21 protein-coding genes and 2 tRNA genes are annotated in these 21,831 nt (G+C 45.3%); 3 read left to right on the top strand and 20 right to left on the bottom strand.

Translation table 11 applies throughout. From position 1 onward, the window contains the following. Positions 1 to 199, top strand: a 199-nt coding sequence (locus BFI01S_RS23775) for a hypothetical protein (RefSeq protein ID WP_218008336.1), incomplete at its 5' end; no start/stop codon positions are given. An 87-nt stretch (positions 200 to 286) separates the two neighbouring features. Here the strand turns inward: BFI01S_RS23775 and lysS are convergent. The 19 genes from lysS to spoIIE form a co-directional block, all read right to left on the bottom strand. Beyond that, entirely contained in the window at positions 287 to 1,786 is a 1,500-nt protein-coding gene (gene lysS, locus BFI01S_RS16530) for a lysine--tRNA ligase (RefSeq protein ID WP_061793590.1), read from the bottom strand. A 200-nt stretch (positions 1,787 to 1,986) separates the two neighbouring features. Continuing rightward, a complete protein-coding gene (dusB, locus tag BFI01S_RS16525) occupies positions 1,987 to 2,988 on the bottom strand; it encodes a tRNA dihydrouridine synthase DusB (RefSeq protein ID WP_061793587.1) in 1,002 nt (333 codons plus the stop codon). A gap of 37 nt (positions 2,989 to 3,025) precedes the next feature. Beyond that, positions 3,026 to 3,241: a helix-turn-helix domain-containing protein gene (locus tag BFI01S_RS16520; protein ID WP_035333327.1), complete on the bottom strand. Its 216-nt coding sequence runs from the start codon at positions 3,239 to 3,241 to the stop codon at positions 3,026 to 3,028. Further along, positions 3,193 to 3,720, bottom strand: coding sequence for a 2-amino-4-hydroxy-6-hydroxymethyldihydropteridine diphosphokinase (gene folK / locus BFI01S_RS16515; RefSeq protein WP_061793586.1), 528 nt, complete (start codon positions 3,718 to 3,720; stop codon positions 3,193 to 3,195). The genes BFI01S_RS16520 and folK overlap by 49 nt, the downstream gene beginning before the upstream one ends. Continuing rightward, positions 3,717 to 4,079 (bottom strand): dihydroneopterin aldolase, encoded by a 363-nt coding sequence (gene folB / locus BFI01S_RS16510; RefSeq protein ID WP_061793585.1) that lies wholly within the window; start codon positions 4,077 to 4,079, stop codon positions 3,717 to 3,719. The genes folK and folB overlap by 4 nt, the downstream gene beginning before the upstream one ends. Further along, positions 4,072 to 4,908, bottom strand: coding sequence for a dihydropteroate synthase (gene folP, locus BFI01S_RS16505; RefSeq protein ID WP_061793584.1), 837 nt, complete (start codon positions 4,906 to 4,908; stop codon positions 4,072 to 4,074). Before folP ends, folB begins: the two co-directional genes overlap by 8 nt. An 11-nt stretch (positions 4,909 to 4,919) precedes the next feature. Further along, the gene (pabC, locus tag BFI01S_RS16500) at positions 4,920 to 5,777 is read right to left on the bottom strand and encodes an aminodeoxychorismate lyase (protein WP_061793583.1); all 858 of its coding nucleotides are present in this window, start codon (positions 5,775 to 5,777) and stop codon (positions 4,920 to 4,922) included. Positions 5,778 to 5,780: 3 nt separating this feature from the next. Further along, positions 5,781 to 6,374, bottom strand: a complete 594-nt coding sequence (pabA, locus tag BFI01S_RS16495) for an aminodeoxychorismate/anthranilate synthase component II (RefSeq protein ID WP_061793582.1) — start codon at positions 6,372 to 6,374, stop codon at positions 5,781 to 5,783. Next, a complete protein-coding gene (gene pabB / locus BFI01S_RS16490; RefSeq protein WP_061793581.1) occupies positions 6,371 to 7,786 on the bottom strand; it encodes an aminodeoxychorismate synthase, component I in 1,416 nt (471 codons plus the stop codon). The genes pabA and pabB overlap by 4 nt, the downstream gene beginning before the upstream one ends. 115 nt (positions 7,787 to 7,901) lie before the next feature. After that, the gene (gene cysK, locus BFI01S_RS16485; protein WP_061793580.1) at positions 7,902 to 8,831 is read right to left on the bottom strand and encodes a cysteine synthase A; all 930 of its coding nucleotides are present in this window, start codon (positions 8,829 to 8,831) and stop codon (positions 7,902 to 7,904) included. Positions 8,832 to 9,024: 193 nt separating this feature from the next. After that, a complete protein-coding gene (locus BFI01S_RS16480; RefSeq protein ID WP_061793589.1) occupies positions 9,025 to 9,891 on the bottom strand; it encodes a peptidyl-prolyl cis-trans isomerase in 867 nt (288 codons plus the stop codon). 158 nt (positions 9,892 to 10,049) lie between these two features. After that, entirely contained in the window at positions 10,050 to 10,928 is an 879-nt protein-coding gene (gene hslO, locus BFI01S_RS16475) for an Hsp33 family molecular chaperone HslO (protein ID WP_061793579.1), read from the bottom strand. A gap of 156 nt (positions 10,929 to 11,084) precedes the next feature. Next, positions 11,085 to 11,864 (bottom strand): type III pantothenate kinase, encoded by a 780-nt coding sequence (locus tag BFI01S_RS16470; protein ID WP_169799779.1) that lies wholly within the window; start codon positions 11,862 to 11,864, stop codon positions 11,085 to 11,087. Between the two features lie 162 nt (positions 11,865 to 12,026). Beyond that, the gene (gene ftsH / locus BFI01S_RS16465; RefSeq protein WP_061793578.1) at positions 12,027 to 14,018 is read right to left on the bottom strand and encodes an ATP-dependent zinc metalloprotease FtsH; all 1,992 of its coding nucleotides are present in this window, start codon (positions 14,016 to 14,018) and stop codon (positions 12,027 to 12,029) included. Positions 14,019 to 14,160: 142 nt separating this feature from the next. Next, positions 14,161 to 14,706 carry a hypoxanthine phosphoribosyltransferase gene (gene hpt, locus BFI01S_RS16460; protein WP_175609168.1) on the bottom strand — a complete coding sequence of 182 codons (546 nt, stop codon included), beginning with the start codon at positions 14,704 to 14,706 and terminating at the stop codon, positions 14,161 to 14,163. Between the two features lie 23 nt (positions 14,707 to 14,729). Beyond that, complete coding sequence (gene tilS / locus BFI01S_RS16455) at positions 14,730 to 16,118, bottom strand: tRNA lysidine(34) synthetase TilS (protein ID WP_061793577.1); 1,389 nt, start codon at positions 16,116 to 16,118, stop codon at positions 14,730 to 14,732. 161 nt (positions 16,119 to 16,279) lie between these two features. After that, positions 16,280 to 17,257, bottom strand: a complete 978-nt coding sequence (gene prkT, locus BFI01S_RS16450; RefSeq protein ID WP_061793576.1) for a serine/threonine protein kinase PrkT — start codon at positions 17,255 to 17,257, stop codon at positions 16,280 to 16,282. Beyond that, positions 17,226 to 17,963, bottom strand: a complete 738-nt coding sequence (locus BFI01S_RS16445; RefSeq protein WP_061793575.1) for a VWA domain-containing protein — start codon at positions 17,961 to 17,963, stop codon at positions 17,226 to 17,228. Before BFI01S_RS16445 ends, prkT begins: the two co-directional genes overlap by 32 nt. 90 nt (positions 17,964 to 18,053) lie before the next feature. Next, positions 18,054 to 20,534, bottom strand: coding sequence for a stage II sporulation protein E (gene spoIIE / locus BFI01S_RS16440; protein ID WP_061793574.1), 2,481 nt, complete (start codon positions 20,532 to 20,534; stop codon positions 18,054 to 18,056). A gap of 357 nt (positions 20,535 to 20,891) precedes the next feature. On the opposite strand from spoIIE, the gene BFI01S_RS16435 reads away from it, so the two are divergent. Next, positions 20,892 to 20,965, top strand: a tRNA-Met gene (locus BFI01S_RS16435). A gap of 168 nt (positions 20,966 to 21,133) precedes the next feature. Beyond that, positions 21,134 to 21,205, top strand: a tRNA-Glu gene (locus BFI01S_RS16430). Between the two features lie 125 nt (positions 21,206 to 21,330). On the opposite strand, the gene BFI01S_RS16425 is transcribed toward BFI01S_RS16430, so the two are convergent. Then, positions 21,331 to 21,777: a S1 domain-containing RNA-binding protein gene (locus BFI01S_RS16425; protein WP_061793573.1), complete on the bottom strand. Its 447-nt coding sequence runs from the start codon at positions 21,775 to 21,777 to the stop codon at positions 21,331 to 21,333. Positions 21,778 to 21,831: the final 54 nt, after the last annotated feature.

Here is a 21,831-nt window from a genome sequence, read left to right as displayed (position 1 = left end):
CCGCCGCTCAAGGGCGACTTTATTATCTTATCAGATTCAACTATCTGAGTCAATAACTTTTTTTAAAATCTTTTTTGTGAGTCGCTGTCCTGCAGCAACGAATATAAATATATCACCTCACAGTACAACATGCAATATGTTTTTATCTTTTTTATACACAAAAAACAAAGAAAAAATATTCCCATTATTCAGCCCGTAAAAAGTATTATTTTTGCAGCTCCCTAATTCTTTCTATAAAACAAAAAAGACAGAGCACGCATTGTACTCTGCCTTATTTTATAAAATTTTAACGGTGACGCATTAGCGGGAATAACAGTACATCTCTAATAGAAGGTGAATTTGTCAGCAGCATGACAACTCGATCGATTCCGATGCCCAGTCCGCCTGTTGGCGGCATGCCGTATTCAAGAGCTTCAATAAAATCATCATCCATCATATGAGCTTCATCATTGCCCTCTTCACGTTCTTTCAGCTGTGCTTCAAAGCGCTCGCGCTGATCAATCGGATCATTCAGCTCAGTGAAGGCATTTGCATGCTCACGGGCTACAATAAATAATTCAAAACGATCAGTAAAGCGCGGGTCTTCGTCATTTTTCTTCGCAAGCGGCGAGATCTCTACAGGATGTCCATAGATGAATGTCGGCTGAATTAATTTCTCTTCAACCTTCTGCTCGAAGAATTCATTAACAATATGACCATATTCCATATTGTCTTTGATTTCAACACCATGCTCTTTCGCAAGCTGCTGGGCTTCTTCCTTACTGGTTTCTTTCCAGAAGTCTACCCCTGTGTATTCCTTAATGGCATCTACCATATGAAGCCTTTTCCATTCAGGCTTTAGATCCACTTCGTACTCACCGTATTGCACAGTAGTTGTTCCAAGTACTTCTTGGGCAATATGGGCAATAAGGTTTTCAGTAAGGCTCATGATATCTCTATAGTCAGCATAAGCTTCGTATAATTCAATCATAGTAAATTCAGGATTGTGCCGTGTAGATACACCTTCATTACGGAATACCCGGCCAATTTCATATACCTTTTCAAGACCGCCCACGATCAGACGCTTCAGATGAAGCTCAATCGCGATACGCATATAGAGTTCCATATCCAGCGCATTATGATGAGTGATAAATGGACGTGCAGATGCTCCCCCTGCAATGGAATGCATCATAGGTGTTTCAACTTCCAGGTAGCCATGGCTGTCAAGGTAGCGGCGCATGGATTGGATAATGCGGCTTCTCGTGACGAAAGTCTTTTTGCTTTCCTCACTCATAATTAGATCCAGGTAACGCTGGCGGTAGCGCTGCTCAACGTCCTTCAGCCCGTGGAACTTATCCGGCAGCGGACGCAGGGATTTTGTCAGAAGGACAAATTCCTCCGCTTTAACAGACAGTTCGCCTACCTTTGTTTTAAAAAGCTTGCCGCTGATCCCAACGATATCTCCCAGATCCGCAGTTTCGAAGATGGCATAGCTTTCTTCTCCAACTGCATCTTTGCGGACATAGATTTGTATTTGCCCTGATAAATCCTGTACATGGGCGAATCCGGCTTTCCCTTTTCCGCGCTTGGTCATAATGCGTCCTGCAAGCGTTACAGAAACGTCCTTTTCCTCAATTTCTTCCTTCTCAAGCTCACCGTATTGCTCGATTAATTCATAACTTTGGTGAGAACGGTCGAAACGTTTCCCGAAAGGATCCATTCCCTGTTCGCGCAAGCTGTTCATTTTCTCGCGTCTTACTTTCAACTGGTCATTTAATTCTTCATAATTCTGACTCACTGAAATCATCTCCATTTTGTAAATCTTTTATGTACGCACAATTCTGCGGTCCTTCAAAAATGTATATCTCTATTATTTTACACAAAGCGGGTAAATCAGACATCCTAAATAGTTAAATAGAATAAAAACTGCCAGTTCATGCACTGGCAGTTTCCATTTATCAAAAGTATTATAGGCAAAGAATGTCAGCCTGTCAAACTTTACGAAGCTTATACAGCCTGTATCTGGCTTCTTTCTTTTTCTTCTGCATCAATTACAAGAGCGTTAAGAACGGTCACCAATTCTTCTCTTGTATTGGATTCATTAATTCCATTACGGACCTTCGCATTGCCGCGGATTCCTTTCAGATACCATGCAGCATGCTTTCTCATTTCGAGTACAGCGATATGTTCACCCTTTAATGAAATCAGGCGGTCCAAATGAAGGATGCACACATCCATCTTCTCTCGTACAGAAGGCTCGCCCATTAATTCACCCGTCTCAAGATATTTGACTGTACGGTAAATCATCCATGGGTTCCCCAGTGCAGCCCGTCCGATCATGACACCGTCACAGCCTGTTTCATCCAGCATGCGCTTGGCATCCTGAGGTGTTTCCACATCGCCATTTCCGATTAGCGGAATGTTAATGTTCTGCTTTACTTCGCGGATAATATCCCAGTTCGCTTGTCCTTCATACATCTGGACACGTGTACGGCCGTGAAGGGCTACAGCTTTGCCCCCTGCGCGCTCAACTGCCTGCGCGTTTTTAACAGCGTAGATGTGATCTTCATCCCATCCCATCCGCATTTTTACGGTAACCGGCTTTTCAACAGCGGCTGTTACAGCAGAAACCATTTCATATATTTTATCCGGATCAAGAAGCCACTTGGCACCCGCATCACATTTGGTGATTTTAGGGACAGGGCAGCCCATGTTAATGTCGATGATATCCGCATTTGTATTTTGATCTACAAATTTCGCGGCTTCTACAAGCGTTTCTTTTTTGCCTCCGAAGATCTGCAGGCTTAGCGGCTTTTCTCTTTCATCAATATAAAGCATGTTCATCGTCTTTTCGTTCTGGAGGACAATGCCTTTGTCGCTGACCATCTCAGCACATACAAGTCCGGCACCGAATTCTTTTACAGTCAGACGGAAAGCAGAATTGCATACCCCGGCCATCGGAGCCAGTACCACACGGTTTTTCAGCTCGATATCACCTATTTTGAACATAATTGCACCTCCCTCTATAACGATTCAAACATATATATTAATCCTGCTCCTGTCTGGGAGCCAATTCTTCCTGTGTCACTTTAAGCGCCAGAGCGATCTGCTCGATTAAAGCCGGTGCAGGCATGCGGTTTCCTCTTTCAATTTCACCTAAAATTGAAACCGATACACCCAGCTCTCTTGCAAATCCTTCTTGCGTAAATCCTTTTAGCTTTCGAAAAGCGCGAATACGTCTTCCCCATTTTTCTGCTTCCATATCCGTACTCCCTCTCTGTCAGGTATATCTTCCAGTATTGAAATTAAAGGCCGCTCCATCTTCGGAAGCCTGATGCTGGAATCAATCTCTAAAAGAGGAACAAGGACAAACGCTCTTTCATGCATCCGAGGATGAGGAACTATTAGCTTCTCTGTTTCAATATTTTCGTGACTATACAGTAAAATGTCAAGGTCTATTGTCCGCGGGCCCCAATGGATTTCCCTTTTTCTCCCAAGTTTTAATTCGATATCAAGGCATGCATCCAGCAATTCAAAAGGATTTATGCCGGTAGAAATTTGGATTGCCATATTCAGAAATTGTTCTTGATCTTCATAACCGACCGGATCTGTTTCATAAACAGATGAAGTATTTACCACTTGGGTTTGCGGAAGCTGATCAATCAGCTCAACTGCTTTCTTCAAGTGGTCAAACCGGCTTCCGATATTTGAGCCAAGCGCAATAAAAGCGGTGTTCTTCATGATCTGCCTCTCGTAATCTCGACGGCTACTGATTGATAGTGGCCGGGAATAGGCGGATCAGGCTTGGTCACTTTGACCGTCAGCTGCACAATCAGAGGGAACCGGGAAAGAAGTTCTGCTGCCAGCTTTTCTGCTACAGCTTCAACCAGCTTATATGGCTTCCCTTCCACAACCTCTTTGCAAACTGCATAAAGTTCACCATAGTTAATGGAGTCATCAAGATTATCAGTTTCCCCCGCCTTTTTCAGGTCTGCTTCGACAGTAAGGTCAACAGCAAAGCGCTGGCCAAGGCGTGTTTCTTCCGGAAAAACACCATGGTAGCCGTAAAACTCCATTCGGTTCACATAAATATTATCCATCGTAATCACCTTTTCCCATTAAAGCGTCCATCATTTTAGCCATTCGGCTCATTTCCTTTACATCATGGATGCGGATCATCTGGCAGCCCTTTTGGATGCCGTAGCAGACCGTCGCTCCCGTTCCTTCTGTCCGCTCCTCAACCGGAAGGTCCAGAATGGTTCCGATCATCCGCTTCTTCGATGTGCCAAGCAGCACAGGATACCCGATGGCCACAAGCTTGTCCAAATCCCTCATTATTTCCAGGTTATAGTTCAAGTCTTTAGCAAAGCCGATGCCCGGGTCAAGGATAATATTCTCATCCTTAACACCTGCAGATTTTACAAGCGCAATGCTTTCGTACAGGTCATTCATGACATCGCGGAAAAAGGATGTGTATTCCATATCCTTGCGGTTATGCATTAAGATGATCGGTGCTCCTGTTTCCGCTGAAGCACCCGCCATTTCAGGATCTGCTTTGGCTCCCCACACATCATTGATAATGTGGGCCCCGGCTTCAATGGCCTGCCTGGCGACCTCAGCTTTATAGGTATCAATTGATATCGGAACATCCACTTCCTTTGAAATTGCCTCGATAACAGGTAGAACACGTCTCAGCTCTTCGTCTGCAGGCACCGGATCAAATCCCGGACGGGTTGACTCTCCGCCGACATCGATGATATCCGCTCCGTTTTCAACCATCTCCAGAGCATGCTTGACTGCCAGATCCTGATGACTGTATTTGCCGCCATCCGAAAAGGAGTCAGGCGTTGCATTTAAAATTCCCATCACAATGGTTTTCTTTCCGTAGTCTAACGTATATGGCCCACACTGAATTGTTGTTTTAGACATTATGAATCCTCCTACAGTTCATTCCTGCTCCATAAGTGTTCACAGCAGTTTTCATATTGCACCTGGAGCTCCGATGTTTTCTTTCCGGATAGCCTTGGCATTGAATGCCCGTCAAACGAGGAGATTGGCACAATTTCCTGGATGGAATTCGTGACAAAAACTTCATCCGCATCCCGTACAGCTTCCGGCCTGTACATGCCTTCCTGCACATTCATCCCCAGCTTCCCGGCCAGCCTGATTACAAATTTCCGGGTAATGCCGTTAAGTATGCCGGTATTAAGAGAGGGGGTAAATAAGTGGCCATCGCGAATCCAGAATAAGTTCGACGTGATCCCTTCTGCCAGATAGCCTTCCCTGGTCAAAAAGATCCCTTCTGTGCCTGGATCGTCCCCCGCTTCCTTTTTGGCCAGAATGTTATTTAAAAAATGATGGGACTTCAGGCGTTCTGCCCCTTCAGGAGTATTGCGGGGAATCTCAAGAATCACTGCCTGCTTTTCTGCGCTTGCACTTCTTGGCGGAAGCGGTTTGCAGAAAATAATCGTATTCGGGTTTGTGTACGGTGCTGTCTGCAGGCCAATTTCCCCGTTTCCCGCTGACACATTCATCCGGATATAGGCATTATGGTAGCCGTTTTTTCCGAGCAGCATCTCGAGCGCAGCGAGCACTTGTTCCCTGGTGTAGCTTACTTCGATATTTATGGCTTCAAGGCTTCTGTTCAGCCTCTCCAGATGATCGTCTAATAAAAAGGGATGTCCATTATAGACACGGAACGTCTCAAACAGCCCCAATCCATATAAAAAGCCATGATCAAAAGGAGAGATTCCGGCCTCCTCTTTCCTGACAACTTCCCCATTCATATAAATATACAAGGTTTACAGCCCCTCTGCCTGCAGTTCGGCTTTGTAATGCTGAATAAAATTCTGAAGGAGTTCCTTTCCGGCCGTAGTCATAATCGACTCCGGATGGAATTGGACACCTTCTACAGGCAATTCCTTATGGCGAATGGCCATAATCTCTCCCTCAGCTGTCCATGCCGAAACCTCAAGGCATTCCGGCAGTGTTTCCTTTTTGACAATCAGCGAATGGTAGCGGGTAGCAGGAAAAGGATTGGGCAGGTCTTTAAATATGGTTTTCCCATCATGAAAAATGTCAGAGGTTTTTCCATGCATCAGACGCTCAGCCTGCACCACATCACCTCCGAATACTTGAGCAATCGACTGATGTCCCAGACAAACGCCAAAGACCGGGATTTTGCCTGCAAAGGCTTCAATGGCTTTCAGGCTGATGCCTGCTTCATTCGGGCTGCACGGCCCCGGAGAGATCATCAGGAACTTCGGCTGCATACTGCCTATTTCAGAAATCGAAGTTTCATCGTTTCTTTTTACAACCAGCTCTTCGCCTAATTCACCGAGATACTGCACGAGATTATATGTAAAAGAATCGTAATTATCGATCATATAAATCATAGCTGATCCCCTTTTGCCTGTTCTGCGAGTTCTTTTGCTTTCCAAAGAGCAATCGCCTTTTTCAGCGACTCTTTGTATTCATTTTTCGGATTGGAGTCAATGACAATGCCTGCACCTGCCTGCACATGGGCATGTCCATCTTTAACGAGCATGGTGCGGATGATGATATTCAATTCCAGGTCGCCGCTGAAATTGATCCAGCCAAGAGAGCCGGTGTATGGTCCCCTTGTGACCGGTTCAAGCTCTTCAATGATCTCCATGGTTCTCACCTTAGGAGCACCCGTGATTGTTCCCCCGGGAAATACAGCGTCAATAATATCAACTGCATTTTTACCGTCTGCCAGCTCACCTTTTACATTGGAAACGATATGCATCACATGTGAGTATTTTTCAATGACCATGAACTCATCCACTTCAACAGTCCCATATTCACAGACTCTTCCCAGGTCATTTCTCTCCAGGTCCACCAGCATTACGTGCTCTGCACGCTCTTTCTCATTTTCAATCAGTTCACTGGCGAGCTTGAGGTCCTCCTCATGATCCTTCCCCCGGGATCTTGTCCCGGCAATCGGCCGCGTGCTGACGGTGTTTCCTTTTTTCTTAATCAGCAGCTCCGGTGATGCGCTCACAAGCTGGTATGCAGGCGTGTGGAAATATCCCATGTATGGAGACGGGTTTAACACTCTCAGCTGCTCGTATACATCCATAGCCTGGATATGAATCGGGCGGCTTTGGCGTACCGAGAGATTCACCTGAAAGACATCTCCCTGTGAAATATATTCCTGAACACTCCGGACAGCAGACTGGAATTCCTCTTCGTTCATGGATACACCGAGTGTTTGTTCTGCCTGACTGCATCCCCCTGCCTCAGAAGGCTCTCCGCTCTGATTCTTCCATTTCTGCTCCCAATTCTCTGCCCGTTCCTCGAACGAGTGCTCTTCCCCTTTTTCATATAAGAATAGGAGCCAGAGCTCTTCTGTTTCATGATCAAAGACAAAGCAATCTTTATAAATAAAAAAGTGGATATCAGGTATTTGCAGATCATCCTGAGCTTCATTTGGAAGCTTTTCGATATAGCGTGCGTAATCATAGCTGATGAACCCGATTGCACCTCCCTGAAAGTCAGGAAGTTCTTCAAGCTTATCTGCTTTATATTGATTCAGCCATTCCTGCACCAGGTGAAGGGGGTTGCCTTCGAGCACCTGTTTTTCGCCGTCTGCAGTAATTTCAAGCTTTGAATTTTTGCCTGTTAAGATTGCTTCCGGCTCAAGAGCTGCAATACTGTACCTGCCGCCCCGTCCGCTTTCCAGTAAAACATGATGCGGCAATCCCTCAGACAGCAAGCGGTATGTGCGGAAAAATCGGTTATATGTATATGGTATTTTTTTTGCATGGATCTGAAGATGCTTCACTAAAAGTCACCCCTATATAGTTCTCTATTTTTCATCATACATGATACGGGGCATGCTTTCATAATTTTTATTGTACGCAAAAAACAGCGGCCGCTGGAGACCGCTGTCATATCAATTATTCAGCTTCAAATTGGTATAAAGGAGTACTTAAATAACGTTCCCCATTACTTGGGATAATAGCCAGAACTTTTTTGCCCTTGCCAAGCTCTTTGGCGACCTTCAGCGCCGCACTGATCGCCGCACCGGAGGAAATTCCGCCTAGGATACCTTCTTCCTTGGCCGCACGGCGGGCATAATCAAATGCCTCATCGTTCGTAATCTGGATCACTTCATCATAAATCTTTGTATCCAGCGTATCCGGCACAAATCCCGCTCCAATGCCCTGGATTTTATGCGGGCCCGGCTTTCCGCCTGATAGTACAGGTGAATCAGTTGGCTCCACTGCGTAAATTTTGATGTTTTTATATTTTTCTTTAAGCACCTGGCCGACTCCTGTAATAGTTCCGCCTGTTCCGATTCCGGAAATGAAGGCATCCAGCTGGTCGCCCATTTGCTCAGTGATTTCAGGTCCTGTTGTTAAACGGTGAATTTCAGGGTTCGCAGGGTTTTCAAACTGCTGAGGCACGAAATAGCCATGTTCCTTTGCCAGTTCCTGCGCCTTGCGGATCGCACCGCCCATTCCTTCCGGTCCAGGTGTGAGGACAAGGTCAGCCCCGTAAGCACGAAGCAGATTGCGGCGCTCCATACTCATTGTCTCCGGCATCACAAGAACGGCTTTATAGCCTTTTGCTGCGGCAATCATTGCTAATCCGATTCCTGTATTTCCGCTTGTCGGTTCAATGATGGTATCACCTGGTTTAAGACTTCCATCTTTCTCTGCAGCCGTGATCATTGCCAGGGCAATACGGTCTTTTACGCTGCTCCCCGGATTCATGTATTCCAATTTCAGATAAACATCTGCGCTATTATCATCAACTAAACGGTTTAGTTTCACAATTGGTGTATGGCCAACAAGATCTGCAATTGAATTTGCTACACGTACCATTTTCCCCACTCCTTATTTCCGACTAATTTTATTGGTTTAATATAAATTTACCAATTTCCAACGGGAATGTCAATGTATTTGATCGGCATTTAAAAGAAAATTCATACTTATGTCATTATAGATAATTACCCATCTCTATTCATGATACTCAATTTATGCAGAAAAAAACACGGAATTAGCTCCGTGTTTTTTTTTACTGCTCACCGTAGAACCATTCCACATCCGCCTCTTTCCAAAACGGTTTGGCAGAGACAGGAACATCCATTTGCTCAAGAGCAATCTGGCGGCGAATCATGTTCTTTACTTCTTTAAAGGCATACTTTTCTCCCTTTAAATGCTCATGAAGCATGACAACAGCATAGCCATCTTCTGTTTTAACCGGCTTGGTCCATTTGCCGGGCTTCAGGTTTTTGACCTGTTCCAGGACTTCCGCCGGTATGTGCTCATCATCTTCACTGACATACCCTGTATTCCCTCCCAGGTTGGCGGTGAATTCATCAATCGACCGCTCCATCGCCAGCACAGAGAAACTGGAGCCTTCTTCCATCTCCTTCACTGTCTGTTCTGCTTCTTCTTTTGTTTTCACAATGATTTGAGAGATGTGATAGGTGTCAGGAACATGGAATTGGCTGCTGTTCTCTTCATAGTAGCTCTTCATTTCCTCTTCTGAGACAGAGACATCTGCCGTCAGCAGCTCTTCAAGAATAAGATTGTTCTTGATTTGCCTGCGCCATTTATCTTCACTCATCTCATCGGTGAAATTGCCGCCGTACATCGTCTTGACCATTTTCAGCTCAAGATCTACTGCCTTATCAGAGATCTTCACCCCGTATTTTTTCCCGGCCTCTTCAATAACCTTCTGATCAATTAATTCGCTTAAGGTGCTTTTTCCGTACTTCGTTTCCATCTCACTCATCCATTCCTGGCGAGTGATTTTTTCTCCGCCGATTTTTGCTGCTGCTTCCCCGCTGCCATCGCCTTTAAAAAGCAAAAAGGCCAATGTGATAAGATTCAGCAATACTAAACCGGCAATGATCATTAAAAGCTGTCTCTTTTCCAAGTGCTCCTCCCCCCAAGAAAAGCGCAAGCACCTTGCCCTCCCCGACACCTCGAGGGGGCAGGCACTGAAGCTGGACATTTCTCTAAGTTCAAAAAACAAAAGCGTTTGGCCCCGGCCTAAAGGGCGAACCTTTTGAAGACCGGCAAACGCTTATTTTATCAATTTACTTCGTTTTTTAATTCTTCAAGCTCTTCTTTTGTATAATGATATTTCTCGTTGCAGAAGTGGCAGGAAGCTTCAGCCTGTCCATCTTCATCGATCATCTGCTGGATTTCCTCTTCACCGAGGCTGATAATCGCATTGGCAAAACGCTCTTTTGAACATGTGCAGGTAAAGGATACAGGAAGCTTCTCAAGGAACTTCACATTGTCTTTGCCAAGGATCGTTTCCAATAGCTCTTCAGGCGTCAATCCCTGCTGAATCAATTTGGATACAGGCGGAATTTCTTTCAGTCTGTTTTCAATTAAAGTGATCGTCTCTTCATCTGTTCCTGGCATAAGCTGCAGAATGAATCCCCCTGCAGCAAGTATGGAGTTGTCAGGGTTAACAAGGACACCCACCCCAACGGAAGAAGGAACCTGTTCAGAAGTAACAAAGTAATAGGTGAAATCTTCCCCAAGTTCTCCAGAAATCAGCGGCACCTGTCCTGTGAAGTGTTCTCTCATTCCAATGTCCTTCACGACAGTCAGGGTCCCTTCAGTGCCGACCGCACGGCGCACGTCAAGCTTGCCCTGCTCGTTAAGGTCAAAGTGCGTCTGCGGGTTTGTTACATATCCGCGCACCTCTCCATTTGCATTGCTGTCTACCAGGATGGCGCCAATTGGACCGCCGCCTTCGATTTTGATCGTCAGTTTGTTATCGCCCTTTAGCATGGCACCCATCATCACGCCTGCCGTCATGGCTCTTCCCAAAGCAGCTGAAGCGGTTGGCCATGTATAATGTCTGCGCTGGCCCTCTCCAACTGTTTCGGTGGTGCGGGATGCATAGGCACGGACTTGTCCATCATACGCAAGTGCTTTTACTAAATAATCGCTCATTTTTTGCTCCTTTCCACGAAAAGCGCAAGCGCCTTGCCCACCCCCGACACCCTCGAGGGGGCAGGCTGCTTGCGCTAGACAACTTTCGAATTCCAAAATTTTACACCTTGTTATCTTCAAGAAAACTGCCTTAATGTCAGCAGCTTTTTAAGCTTACTATTTTTTTATGTTTTCCATATTTCGTTTATAAATAATCTGCAGGCCCTTTAAAGTTAAAAATGGATCCACAACATCGATGATATCCGACTCTTGCGCGATGAGCCCCGCAAGGCCCCCTGTGGCAATTACAGTCGGCTTTTCGTCTGCCTGATCTTTCATTCTTTTTACTATACCTTCAACCTGGCCGACGTAACCATAAAGAATTCCCGCCTGCATGGCAGATACGGTATTTTTTCCGACAATATGATCAGGACGGGCAATTTCTATTCTTGGGAGCTTCGCTGCACGGGAATAAAGAGCCTCTGTTGAAATCCCGATTCCCGGTGCTATGGCGCCGCCCATATATTGCTTATTTTCATTAATATAGCAATAAGTAGTGGCTGTACCAAAATCAACAATGACTAACGGGCTTCCATATTCATGAATGGCAGCGACTGCATTGACGATACGGTCTGCCCCCACTTCTCTCGGGTTCTCATACTTGATGTTTAAGCCTGTCTTGATACCAGGACCCACGACAAGGGGCTTCACATGGAAATATTTCTGGCACATTCTTTCAAGCGAAAACATGATTGGCGGCACTACTGAGGAAATGATAATGCCATCTATATCTGAAAAGGAAAGATTTTCATGCTCAAACAGAGACTTCACAATCATCCCGTATTCATCTTCTGTTTTATTCCGGTTGGTTTCAATTCGCCAATGATGCTTTAATTCATCTTGGTCATAGACACCCAGAACGATATTCGTATTCCCTACGTCGAAAACAAAGATCAACATTCTCACCACTTTATGATTATTTAAATGAAGTTTAAGCTCTTTTTTCACTGAAAACATCATATCACAACTGATGTTGTTTCGTGTAATTGAAAATTCGGGGCGGTCTGGGAATTTAAATTTTTCCGCAAAAAAAGCGCCCCTGGAGGCGCTTTTGGATTATTATTTGTCTTTGCGTTCTTCGTCGATGGCAGGAGGCACATCCGCTTCTGCAGGGCTTGAGCCTTCCCTTGTTTCAGGAATTTCACCTGTTTCAGCAGGATCCTCTTTCTTGATGCTGATGTTTACTTTCACATCTTCATCCGTTGAAACGGAAGTCACTGAACGGTCAGGCAGTCTGCCATGTTCTGATAAATGCTTGATTTGTTCTGCATCAAGCGTTTCGACTTCAAGCAATGTATTGGCGATCAGATTCAGCTTATCACGGTTTTCTGTTAAAAGCTTTCTTGCTCTTTCATAAGATTCCTTGATAATGCGCTGGATCTCAAGATCGATTTCATATGCGATTGCATCTGAATAGTTCTGTTCATTATGGAAGTCACGTCCAAGGAATACCTGGCCGCCCTGAGACTGTCCGAACTGCAATGGTCCAAGCTTATCGCTCATTCCGAATTCGGTTACCATGCGGCGGGCAATACCTGTCGCACGCTGGAAGTCATTATGGGCACCTGTGCTTACTTCCCCGAAGACAATTTCTTCAGCCACACGTCCGCCAAGCAATCCGACAATTTTGTCGAGAAGCTCAGGCTTCGTCTGGAAGTAGCGGTCTTCTTTCGGAAGCATAACTGCATATCCTCCAGCCTGGCCGCGCGGCACGATTGTAACCTTATGAACCATTTCTGCTTCATCCAGCACCAAACCGATGACTGTATGACCTGCTTCGTGGAAAGCAACGATGTTTCTTTCCTTTTGGGAAATAACACGGCTTTTCTTGGCTGGTCCCGCAATAACGCGGTCTGTTGCTTCATCGATATCTTCCATATCGACTTTTTTCTTATTGCGGCGGGCAGCTACAAGCGCTGCTTCATTCAATAAGTTTTCTAAGTCTGCTCCTGAGAAACCAGGTGTACGCTGTGCAATAGCCTTTAGGTTGACACTCTCATCAAGAGGTTTATTGCGTGCGTGTACTTTAAGCACTGCTTCACGGCCTTTGACATCCGGGCGGTCAACCGTAATCTGTCTGTCAAAACGCCCCGGACGCAATAATGCCGGGTCAAGAATATCCGGACGGTTAGTGGCAGCAATGATGATAATTCCTTCATTTGCTCCAAATCCATCCATTTCAACCAGAAGCTGGTTAAGGGTCTGCTCGCGTTCATCGTGTCCGCCTCCAAGGCCGGCACCACGCTGGCGCCCTACAGCATCAATTTCATCGATAAAAATAATACATGGCGCGTTCTTTTTCGCATTTTCGAATAAGTCGCGGACACGGGATGCACCCACACCGACGAACATTTCAACGAAATCAGAACCGCTTATAGAGAAGAATGGAACGCCCGCTTCACCGGCAGCTGCCCGTGCAAGCAAGGTTTTACCTGTTCCCGGAGGTCCTACAAGAAGAACCCCTTTAGGAATTCTTGCTCCCAATTCAGCAAACTTGCGCGGGTCTTTAAGGAACTCAACAACCTCAACAAGCTCCTGCTTTTCTTCATCGGCGCCTGCAACATCTTTAAAGCGCACTTTCTTTTTGCTTTCATCATACAGCTTTGCTTTGCTTTTGCCGAAGTTCATCACACGGCTGCCTCCGCCCTGCGCCTGGTTCAGCAGGAAGAAGAATAGTATGAAGATGATGATGAAAGGAATGATTGACGTAAAGAATGTAACCCAGCCGCTTGTTTCCTTAGCCGGCATGACTTCGACATCTGATGTCTGGGCTAATTGATCCACACGGTCAAGGATATTATCATTGTTCATGATATAAGTCAGGAAGTATTTGCCTTCCTCATATCCCTCTAGCTGACCCCGTACTTCAAAAACACCTCTCTCAGGCTGAAGGGAAATGGACGTAATATCGCCGCTTTCCAAGTGATCAACAAATTTATTATAAGAGATGTGCTCCGTTGGTTCATTGTTGCCGTTAAAGAAGCTGACAACTCCAATAATGACTAAAAATATTAATAAATAAAAGATGGTATTCCGGAAGATCCGATTCATCCCTTACCTCCTCCCACGGTAAACAAACTATAGTGTATACTATCATAGAAAATCGTGCCAATACAAGGAATTAGACTTCTTAAAACCGGGTGATTCTTGTTTCAGTAAAGGGCTTTAATTCAAGATCATGCTTAGGATTTCCTTAATCGTTATTGCTGTATACTTCCGGCTTAAGCACTCCAATATATGGAAGGTTGCGGTACTTTTCCGCATAATCAAGGCCATAGCCGACTACGAATTCATCAGGAACAATAAATCCTACATAATCAGCTTTAATATCAGCCTTTCTTCCAGTTGGCTTGTCAAGCAGTGTTACAATCTTAATGCTTTTCGCTTTTCTGTAGCGGAACAGCTCAACCAGATAACTGAGTGTCAAGCCGCTGTCGATGATATCTTCAATAATCAGAATATCTCTGCCTTCCACAGAAGTATCAAGGTCTTTCAGAATTTTTACTTCTCCTGAAGAAACCATTGAATTCCCATAGCTTGATACATCCATGAAGTCCATCTCAAGATATGTATCCACACGCTTTAAAAGGTCGCTCATGAAAGGCATTGCCCCTTTTAAAACCCCAATGGCAAGCGGGAATCGGTCCTGGTATTCTTCAGTAAGTTCAGCAGCAAGGGATTTAATTTTATCCTGCAGCTCCTCTTCCGAAATCAGTACTTTTTCAATATCATTTTTCATCATTTATTGTGCCCCCTAGAAGATCATTGCTTTATGTATTTTAAAATAATATAACTGGTGCAGGATTGCTGCTGCCTATCATCATGCGATTTCTTCAAACCAGGCACCCATAGGATCCTGCCTTGTGCATCTGTCACGATTGGCCAGGTATTCCGATCATGCAGCGGTATTTTATGATCGATGAAAATATCCTTAATCTTTCGGGACCCCTGCATTCCTTTAAGCGTCATGCGGTCTCCTTTTTCTCTTGTCCTGATAATGATTGGAAAAGAAACACCGTCCCTGTCTAATACCAGGGTTTCATTGTTTAGATTTCCTTCAGGACAGTCAGCATATTCAAGAATAATCGATCCGCCGTTTGGGAGTTTAATGCTTGCAGGTTTGAAGATTTCATATCGATAGGATTGTACAGGTTCCTTCGGGAATAAAAAGTGGCATTGCCGGTAGGAGCGTACAATATGTAAACCGCCTGGAAAATCTAGATTTCCCGATGGATGAGGACTTTTCATTAAGGAAAAAACACTCTCTATATGAGATGCCGATAACGATGCCGGCCTTTCCTTATAAAGATAGTTTAATATTAGTTGAATCCCTCTCCTTTGTAAAGGCATTGGCATTGCCTCAAAAGCATCGATATCCACACTAATTTCCTCATTGGCATTCTTTTTCATTACTGTATTCATTTTATGGACGGTTAATTCCTGCAGATATGCTTCATCACTTTGCAAATCTTCACTGAATTTTTGAAAATGCTCATGCACCTGAGGATTTTCTTTTCTCAGGAATGGGAGCACTTCCTGCCTGAATCGGTTGCGGCTGTATATGTCTTTTTCATTGCTTGGATCCCGCCGGGGGTTCAGGTTTTCTTTCAGGCAGTAGCTTTCGATTTCCGCTCTATTCAAACACAGGAAAGGGCGGATGATCGTATAATCGCCAAACGGACGGTTAAAGGGGATTCCTGCTCTTGCGCTGCCGGCGCTTCCCCTTGTGAGGCGCATTAAGATGGTTTCAACCTGATCATCGCCATGATGCCCAAGCGCTATATAGTCTGCCCCATGTTTCCCGGCTGTTCTTTGATAGAAGCTGTAGCGGCAATCCCTGGCAGCTGTCTGCGAACTCTTCCCGGACTTCTCCATATACTCAGGCACATTCACTCTTTCCATTTCAAATGGAATGGCTTTGTCTCTGCAGTAGTCCTTCACAAACATGGCGTCCTGAAGGGATTCATCACCTCTGAACATATGATCGACATGTGCGGCAATCAGTTCTGTCTGATATTGCTGCTGCATGCTCCAAAAATAATGGAGCAGGGCGATGGAATCCGGCCCTCCTGATACACCGATTACAATTTTCTTATTTTTTAATTCCAATCCCTTTTTCTTAAGGAAAGCACTCACTTTCTCTTCGAGCATAGGCTTCTTCCTTATCCAATTTAAATATATTTACTACTACCCCTGCAAAAGGCAGGATAATCCTTCCTATGGAAAAGCATATCATTTTTAAAGGGTAAATATCAAAAGGGATTAAGCTTATAATACGGATCACCGAAAAGAAAGTTTCATTTCTTTCAAAATCAAAGCAGCTGCCCATAGATATATAAGAAATATAGCAGAGTTACAATAAGGGTAATGAGCAGAGTTTCAAAGAAGCTCCCTTTCTGTTTTTTCTGCCGGTTCATTTGCCTGCTGGCAGGCTGAGGGCTGGCTGTTTGTCCTGGATTCCTGCTTACCGTGCTCTTTTGCGCCGGATTTGCACGTGTGAGCTGGAGTATATCATTTCTCATTTCACCGGCTGAGCTATACTGGCCCTGCAGAGCATTCAGAATAACATCTTCGTATTTCAGCAGTTCTTTCTTTTGGCGGACCATCAATTTGAGCTGTTTAAGGTCACCGGTTGTCTTGGCAAACCTTTTTGGATAGGCCGTATTGATTAAAATCATGGCTGCAGCAAAGAGATCATAAGCAGGGTCAGCCTTTCTGGTCCCCAATCCCCAATAGCCGCGATCATAAAACTCGGTAAATTCCTTTATTGCCCTGCCCTGAATGGTGGTGCCGCCCACATCAATGGTGCGTATTTTCGATGGAGGGCCTGTTACGATCAGATTATCCGGCTTTAAATCACCGAACACCCAGCCCGCTTTATGCAATGCATCCAGATCGTTCAGAAGCTGTACCATTAAAACACCGGTCCAGGATGGTCCCTTTTGCTGAATGAATGTCAGTAAATCAGGTCCCTGTATATATTCCATTGCATAGAATGAAACCTTACCGCTCCTTCGTTCCCAATCATCGGCATCAAGCAAAGAAGGCCCGAGGGCAGAGCCTTGGACCTTTGCAAAGGATTTAAGGACGTTCACTTCGGACGTGATGGACATCCCGTTATCACTCATTTTCAAAGCAACCTGCTGATTTTGGTTTTTGGCGAGATAAACAATCCCATTAGCACCATACCCCAATTCCTTTACAATGGTATATCGGCTGCGGTGCCACTTTCCTTCAATTACAGTACCAGGGTTTACTTTACACTGACTCTTCAAAGAATGATTCATCATCACGGGAAAGCAGACTCCTTAATGAACGTTTTTTCTTGAAATGGTTTAGGGCCTCATGAATGGCCGGGCCTGTCGGCGTAATCCCTCCTGTTGTCAATTTCGAGAATATGCTGGTGAGCGATTCAAGATTCGGTGTCCAATCGAGCAGTTTTTCGACATCTTTCTTTTTCCCGGGAAATACGAATACGGAAAAACGGTTATCGCCAGAGCGGGCATTGAGGCTCAAGGACAGATCCAGCAGGGCCTCCTTAACGGTCGGGAGCTTATGCTTCATGCTTGCACTGGTATCCACGAGGACCAGCACCTCAAGCTCGACCGTCTCCCCCAATTCATCCACGACCTCCATCACTTCACCGCGCTGATCAGGCGGGAGGTCCTCCATCGTTTTCGAACCGCCCAAAATCTGCTGTAGCTCTTTGTTGACCACTCCCTGAAGTGTCTGGGTCATGGCTTTTCTTGTCACCATCTGTACCGTCTGGGAAAGCTGCTGAGAGTAGACTACCTGACTGACTCCGCCTCCTGACATGGCGATTCCTTCAATTTCGTTCATTCCCTGTTCATCAATGACATCCTGCTCCATGACTCCGATTACATTCACGGTTATTCCCTGCTCCTTGGCCAGAGCCGCCATGGCAATGGGATCTTCACCCTGGTTTGAGCAGCCATCCGTTATCAGTAAAATCTGCTTCAGTGTTCCTGTTTTCATTTGAAACTCCCCTCCACATATGAGTTGTTAGCATTTTCGACTGATTGGAGAGGAAATATACATATAAACATGTCTCGATGAGCAAATTAATCAGTTGGCCTTTTGGCGGATGGCGTGTACAGGGATGCTTGTCCATTTCGGTGTATTATGCTTAACCTTTGAGACCACCACTGTCATATCATCCTCTATATTTCCGGACCTTGACCTGATCACCTCTTCCATAATCAGATCGGCCACTTCCTGAGGATCATCCGTCTTCAGCTCGGATATTTTGCGCTTCATCCACAAATCAAAGTTCTCCACATGCTTTGGCCCTTCAAACACGCCATCACTCATCATGATCAATAAATCACCGGCTTTGAGCTGCTCACTGACCACATCGACGTCAAACTCCTGAATGATGCCCATCGGAAGGTTGCTGGCCTGAATTTTCATTACTTTAGGGCCTCTTTTTACGAAACTTGGAGTTGATCCAATTTTCAAAAATTTCGCATCAGCATTCTGCAGATCAATCATGGCCAAATCCAAAGTCGAAAAAATTTCGTCAGTAGTCCTCAAAGAAAGAACGGAGTTGACCGATTTAATGGCAACCTGCTCTTCTATTCCTGATTGAAGAATCTTCTGAAGAAGCTGAAGTGTTTCCTGGCTTTCCGCATGAGCCCTTTCCCCATTGCCCATTCCATCACTGATGGCAATCGCATACTTGCCGCAGCCCAGCTCGATAGTGGAATAGCTGTCACCTGACACTAAGCCTCCGTCTTTGGCCGCATGGGCAACGCCTGTTTCAACCACGAAGGCCTTGGCTGACCGGAATGTGACATGGCAGTAACCATTCGGAAACGGGGCGCATTCTTCTGAATTTACTAATATCGTTTCTCCCAAAATATCAGATAGCATCGGTGCAATGAGCTTTTCGCATTCCCCGTGTCCCTGGCAGTATGGGATGGTCATATCAATGTCGACATTTCCCTGCTCCAGGCTGTAGATTTCCACCTGCTCGATATGAATGCCAAACTCCTGAAGCGCTTCAAGGATTTGTTCTTCCTGCTTATGATGATTTTCCCGCTCTCTCTGAATTTCCTTGGCGAAGTCACCCATCACCTCGGAAACACCCTTAAGCTGGTCGGCTACCAGCCTCCTGCTTTCCTGAACCTGTTTCTTCAGTCTTTGGTTCGCTTTATAATAAGTCAGCTCCTGCTGAACGGCTTCTGTCACTTTTTTCGATCTTGTGCAGTACTTTTCCCAATCCCTCGCAAGCTTTGGAGAAAGGGCACCTTCGTTATTGTCCACATCATGCATAATATCCATCATATAGTCATAGGTTGTATTAAAGTTCTTTGACCAGCAATGATCCTTCTTAAAGCAGGTCTGGCAGGTTTTTTCCGTTACATTGCTTAAGAAATAATCCACTTCCCTGTCTCCGTCCTCTTCCCATTGGGACGGCTCATCATGGGAGGAAAAGCTTTTGGACAGGGCCTGAAAGACACTCGAAAACTGGGCAACGCGCTGTGCCGTCACATCACGCATCTTTCTCATATATTGCTGCTGTTCTGCGGCATATTCAGGTGTTCCCGGGATGTGCTTGGCCAATTTCATTGTTAATGCCTGCGGTGTTAGTAAAAATAAGAGAATGGCTGCACCTGTTTCTGAAAGAGTTTTGATGAGGTTTCCGCTTCCTTCTCCATACATGCCCATCAGGAGTGTTGCTATCAGAAGGCCGAATGCCACCCCAATCTTTCTGCCTTCTTTTAAAAGGCCGCCTAAAAGGCCCGCAAAAGCAAGCAGACTCATATGATAAAAGCTCGATATATTCGCAAGGGAGAAGATCAGGCCGGTTACCACCCCTACTGTAGAACCGACTGTTGCTCCCGCCACAAAGGCGAAGAGCAGGACAAGGTAGCGTGACATAATATGCTCGACCGAAAGATCATAGACCGTCCAGCCGATCGTTCCCGTCATGACAGAAGCCAGCATAATGATCAGGCAGACGATTTCTTCGGTTTTAAGCGATTGTCTGCGTTTATTTATTGATAGCAGGGGCAGTCCCTGCAGAAAAATAAGTGTCAGGATGAAACCCAGGCTCGACTCGACACCGGCCATCATGCCATCGTATAAAGTCAGCTGGCCCTTCATAATGAAAGCTTCCAGGAGCTTGCCTGCCAAAAGAGTAAAAAACACATAAAAAGGCAGTGCCCGAATTTCATTAGTCAGCCATTTCTTTGAGACACGGAAGGAAAATAAAAAGATGAAGGTGATTCCAAAAGCGGATACTGCATTGGATATGGATAATGTAGCGGCTCCTGCCATCAGTCCCACTAATGCAAGGGGCGCCTTGTCCCTTCGTATGAAATAAACCGCTGCAAAAAACGGAAGGCTGAATGGGGTAAGTTTCGCCAATATCAAGGCTCTTCCAAGCAAAAAGCCAATGATCAGCAGAACATAGCCTTTTTTCAGAAAGAAATTCTCCAGTCCTGATTGGAGTTTTTTTAAGCCTTTGGCAATATCCAGTTTCGGTTTGTTGAAGGGCACTTCCCCGATCGGCTCCATTACATTCCTTTCTACCTTTTCCATTAAACTACACTCCCCATATTTTTATCGTTGCTGACAATTATAAATTCAAGCGCTCCAGAAGTTTGTCAAAAGAGCGGACAAGCCCCGGCTTTTCGTTCGACGGTTTTCCACTATATATGGGGATAGATAACAAGATTTAAAATGGAGCTTCCTGAAGTGCAGCTTAGTGCTGACAAAAAAAAGTAAACAAACCGTTGGAATGACAGCTTTCTGCGAAAAGCGAGCATGGAAGAAATTGACGAAAGAGGCAAGGGGGATTTACGACATATTTCTTTCAATATCTTATTGACTTCCTTTTTAAAAATTTGTATTATAAATCTTGTGCTTCAGAGCACATCTATTAATCTTTTGAAATATGGCGGTGTAGCTCAGCTGGCTAGAGCGTACGGTTCATACCCGTGAGGTCGGGGGTTCGATCCCCTCCGCCGCTATCAAAGAATGCGGAAGCGCCTCGGTCACCCCCGACAAGCACAAGACGATCCGCACAGAAAGGTGTTCTTTACCTTTTTGGGAGGAGTGGCTTGTGACCTCGAGGGGGTAGGCGCTGAAGCTGGATAACAAAGAAAGCGGAAGCGCGTTGCAAAATCTATTATTATCCTGGCCCGTTGGTCAAGCGGTTAAGACACCGCCCTTTCACGGCGGTAACACGGGTTCGAATCCCGTACGGGTCATTTCAAAAGAGCGTCAGCCTTAGGCTGGCGTTTTTTTGATGGCTGAACAGCGTTAAACAGCATAAAAAAACAAGCCCTATCCGGACTTGTTTTCCATCTTGCTATATTGATCGATCAGCAGCAAGTTAGCCCCGCTTAGCTCCTCTTCCTCCGCGCTTGGATTCAGTGTGACGTTTTAACGATGACAGACGATCCTCGCTGTCCTTCAGGAAACGGGCCATTTTGGCTTCAAAGTTTTCTTTAGGGCGATGGTCGTTTGATCGGTTAAGGCGAGGGCGGCCAGAATTGGAATTCGGTCTTCTGTCTCCTCTTTCAGGTCTTTCAGAACGCACAGGCCGGTCTTTTGCCTTTTTGATGGATAATCCAATCTTGCCGTCCTTTTCGACATTAATGACTTTCACTTCAACCATGTCACCCACTTTTAGGTGTTCATTAATATCTTTTACATATTTGTCAGCGACTTCACTTATGTGCACCAGACCGGTTGAGCCTTCCGGCAGCTCCACAAATGCTCCGAAATTTGTAATGCCTGTGACCTTTCCTGTTAACTTGCTGCCTGCTTCGATTGACATTAAAAAAACTGCCTCCTTGAAAGATATAAAGTGAAACTTCAATCAGTGGGGGTT

It is taken from the genome of Cytobacillus firmus NBRC 15306, assembly GCF_001591465.1.
GTDB classification, from domain to species: Bacteria; Bacillota; Bacilli; order Bacillales; family Cytobacillaceae; genus Cytobacillus; species Cytobacillus firmus.
Note: the sequence above shows the minus strand (reverse complement) of the source record. Positions and strands in the feature narration are given on the sequence as shown.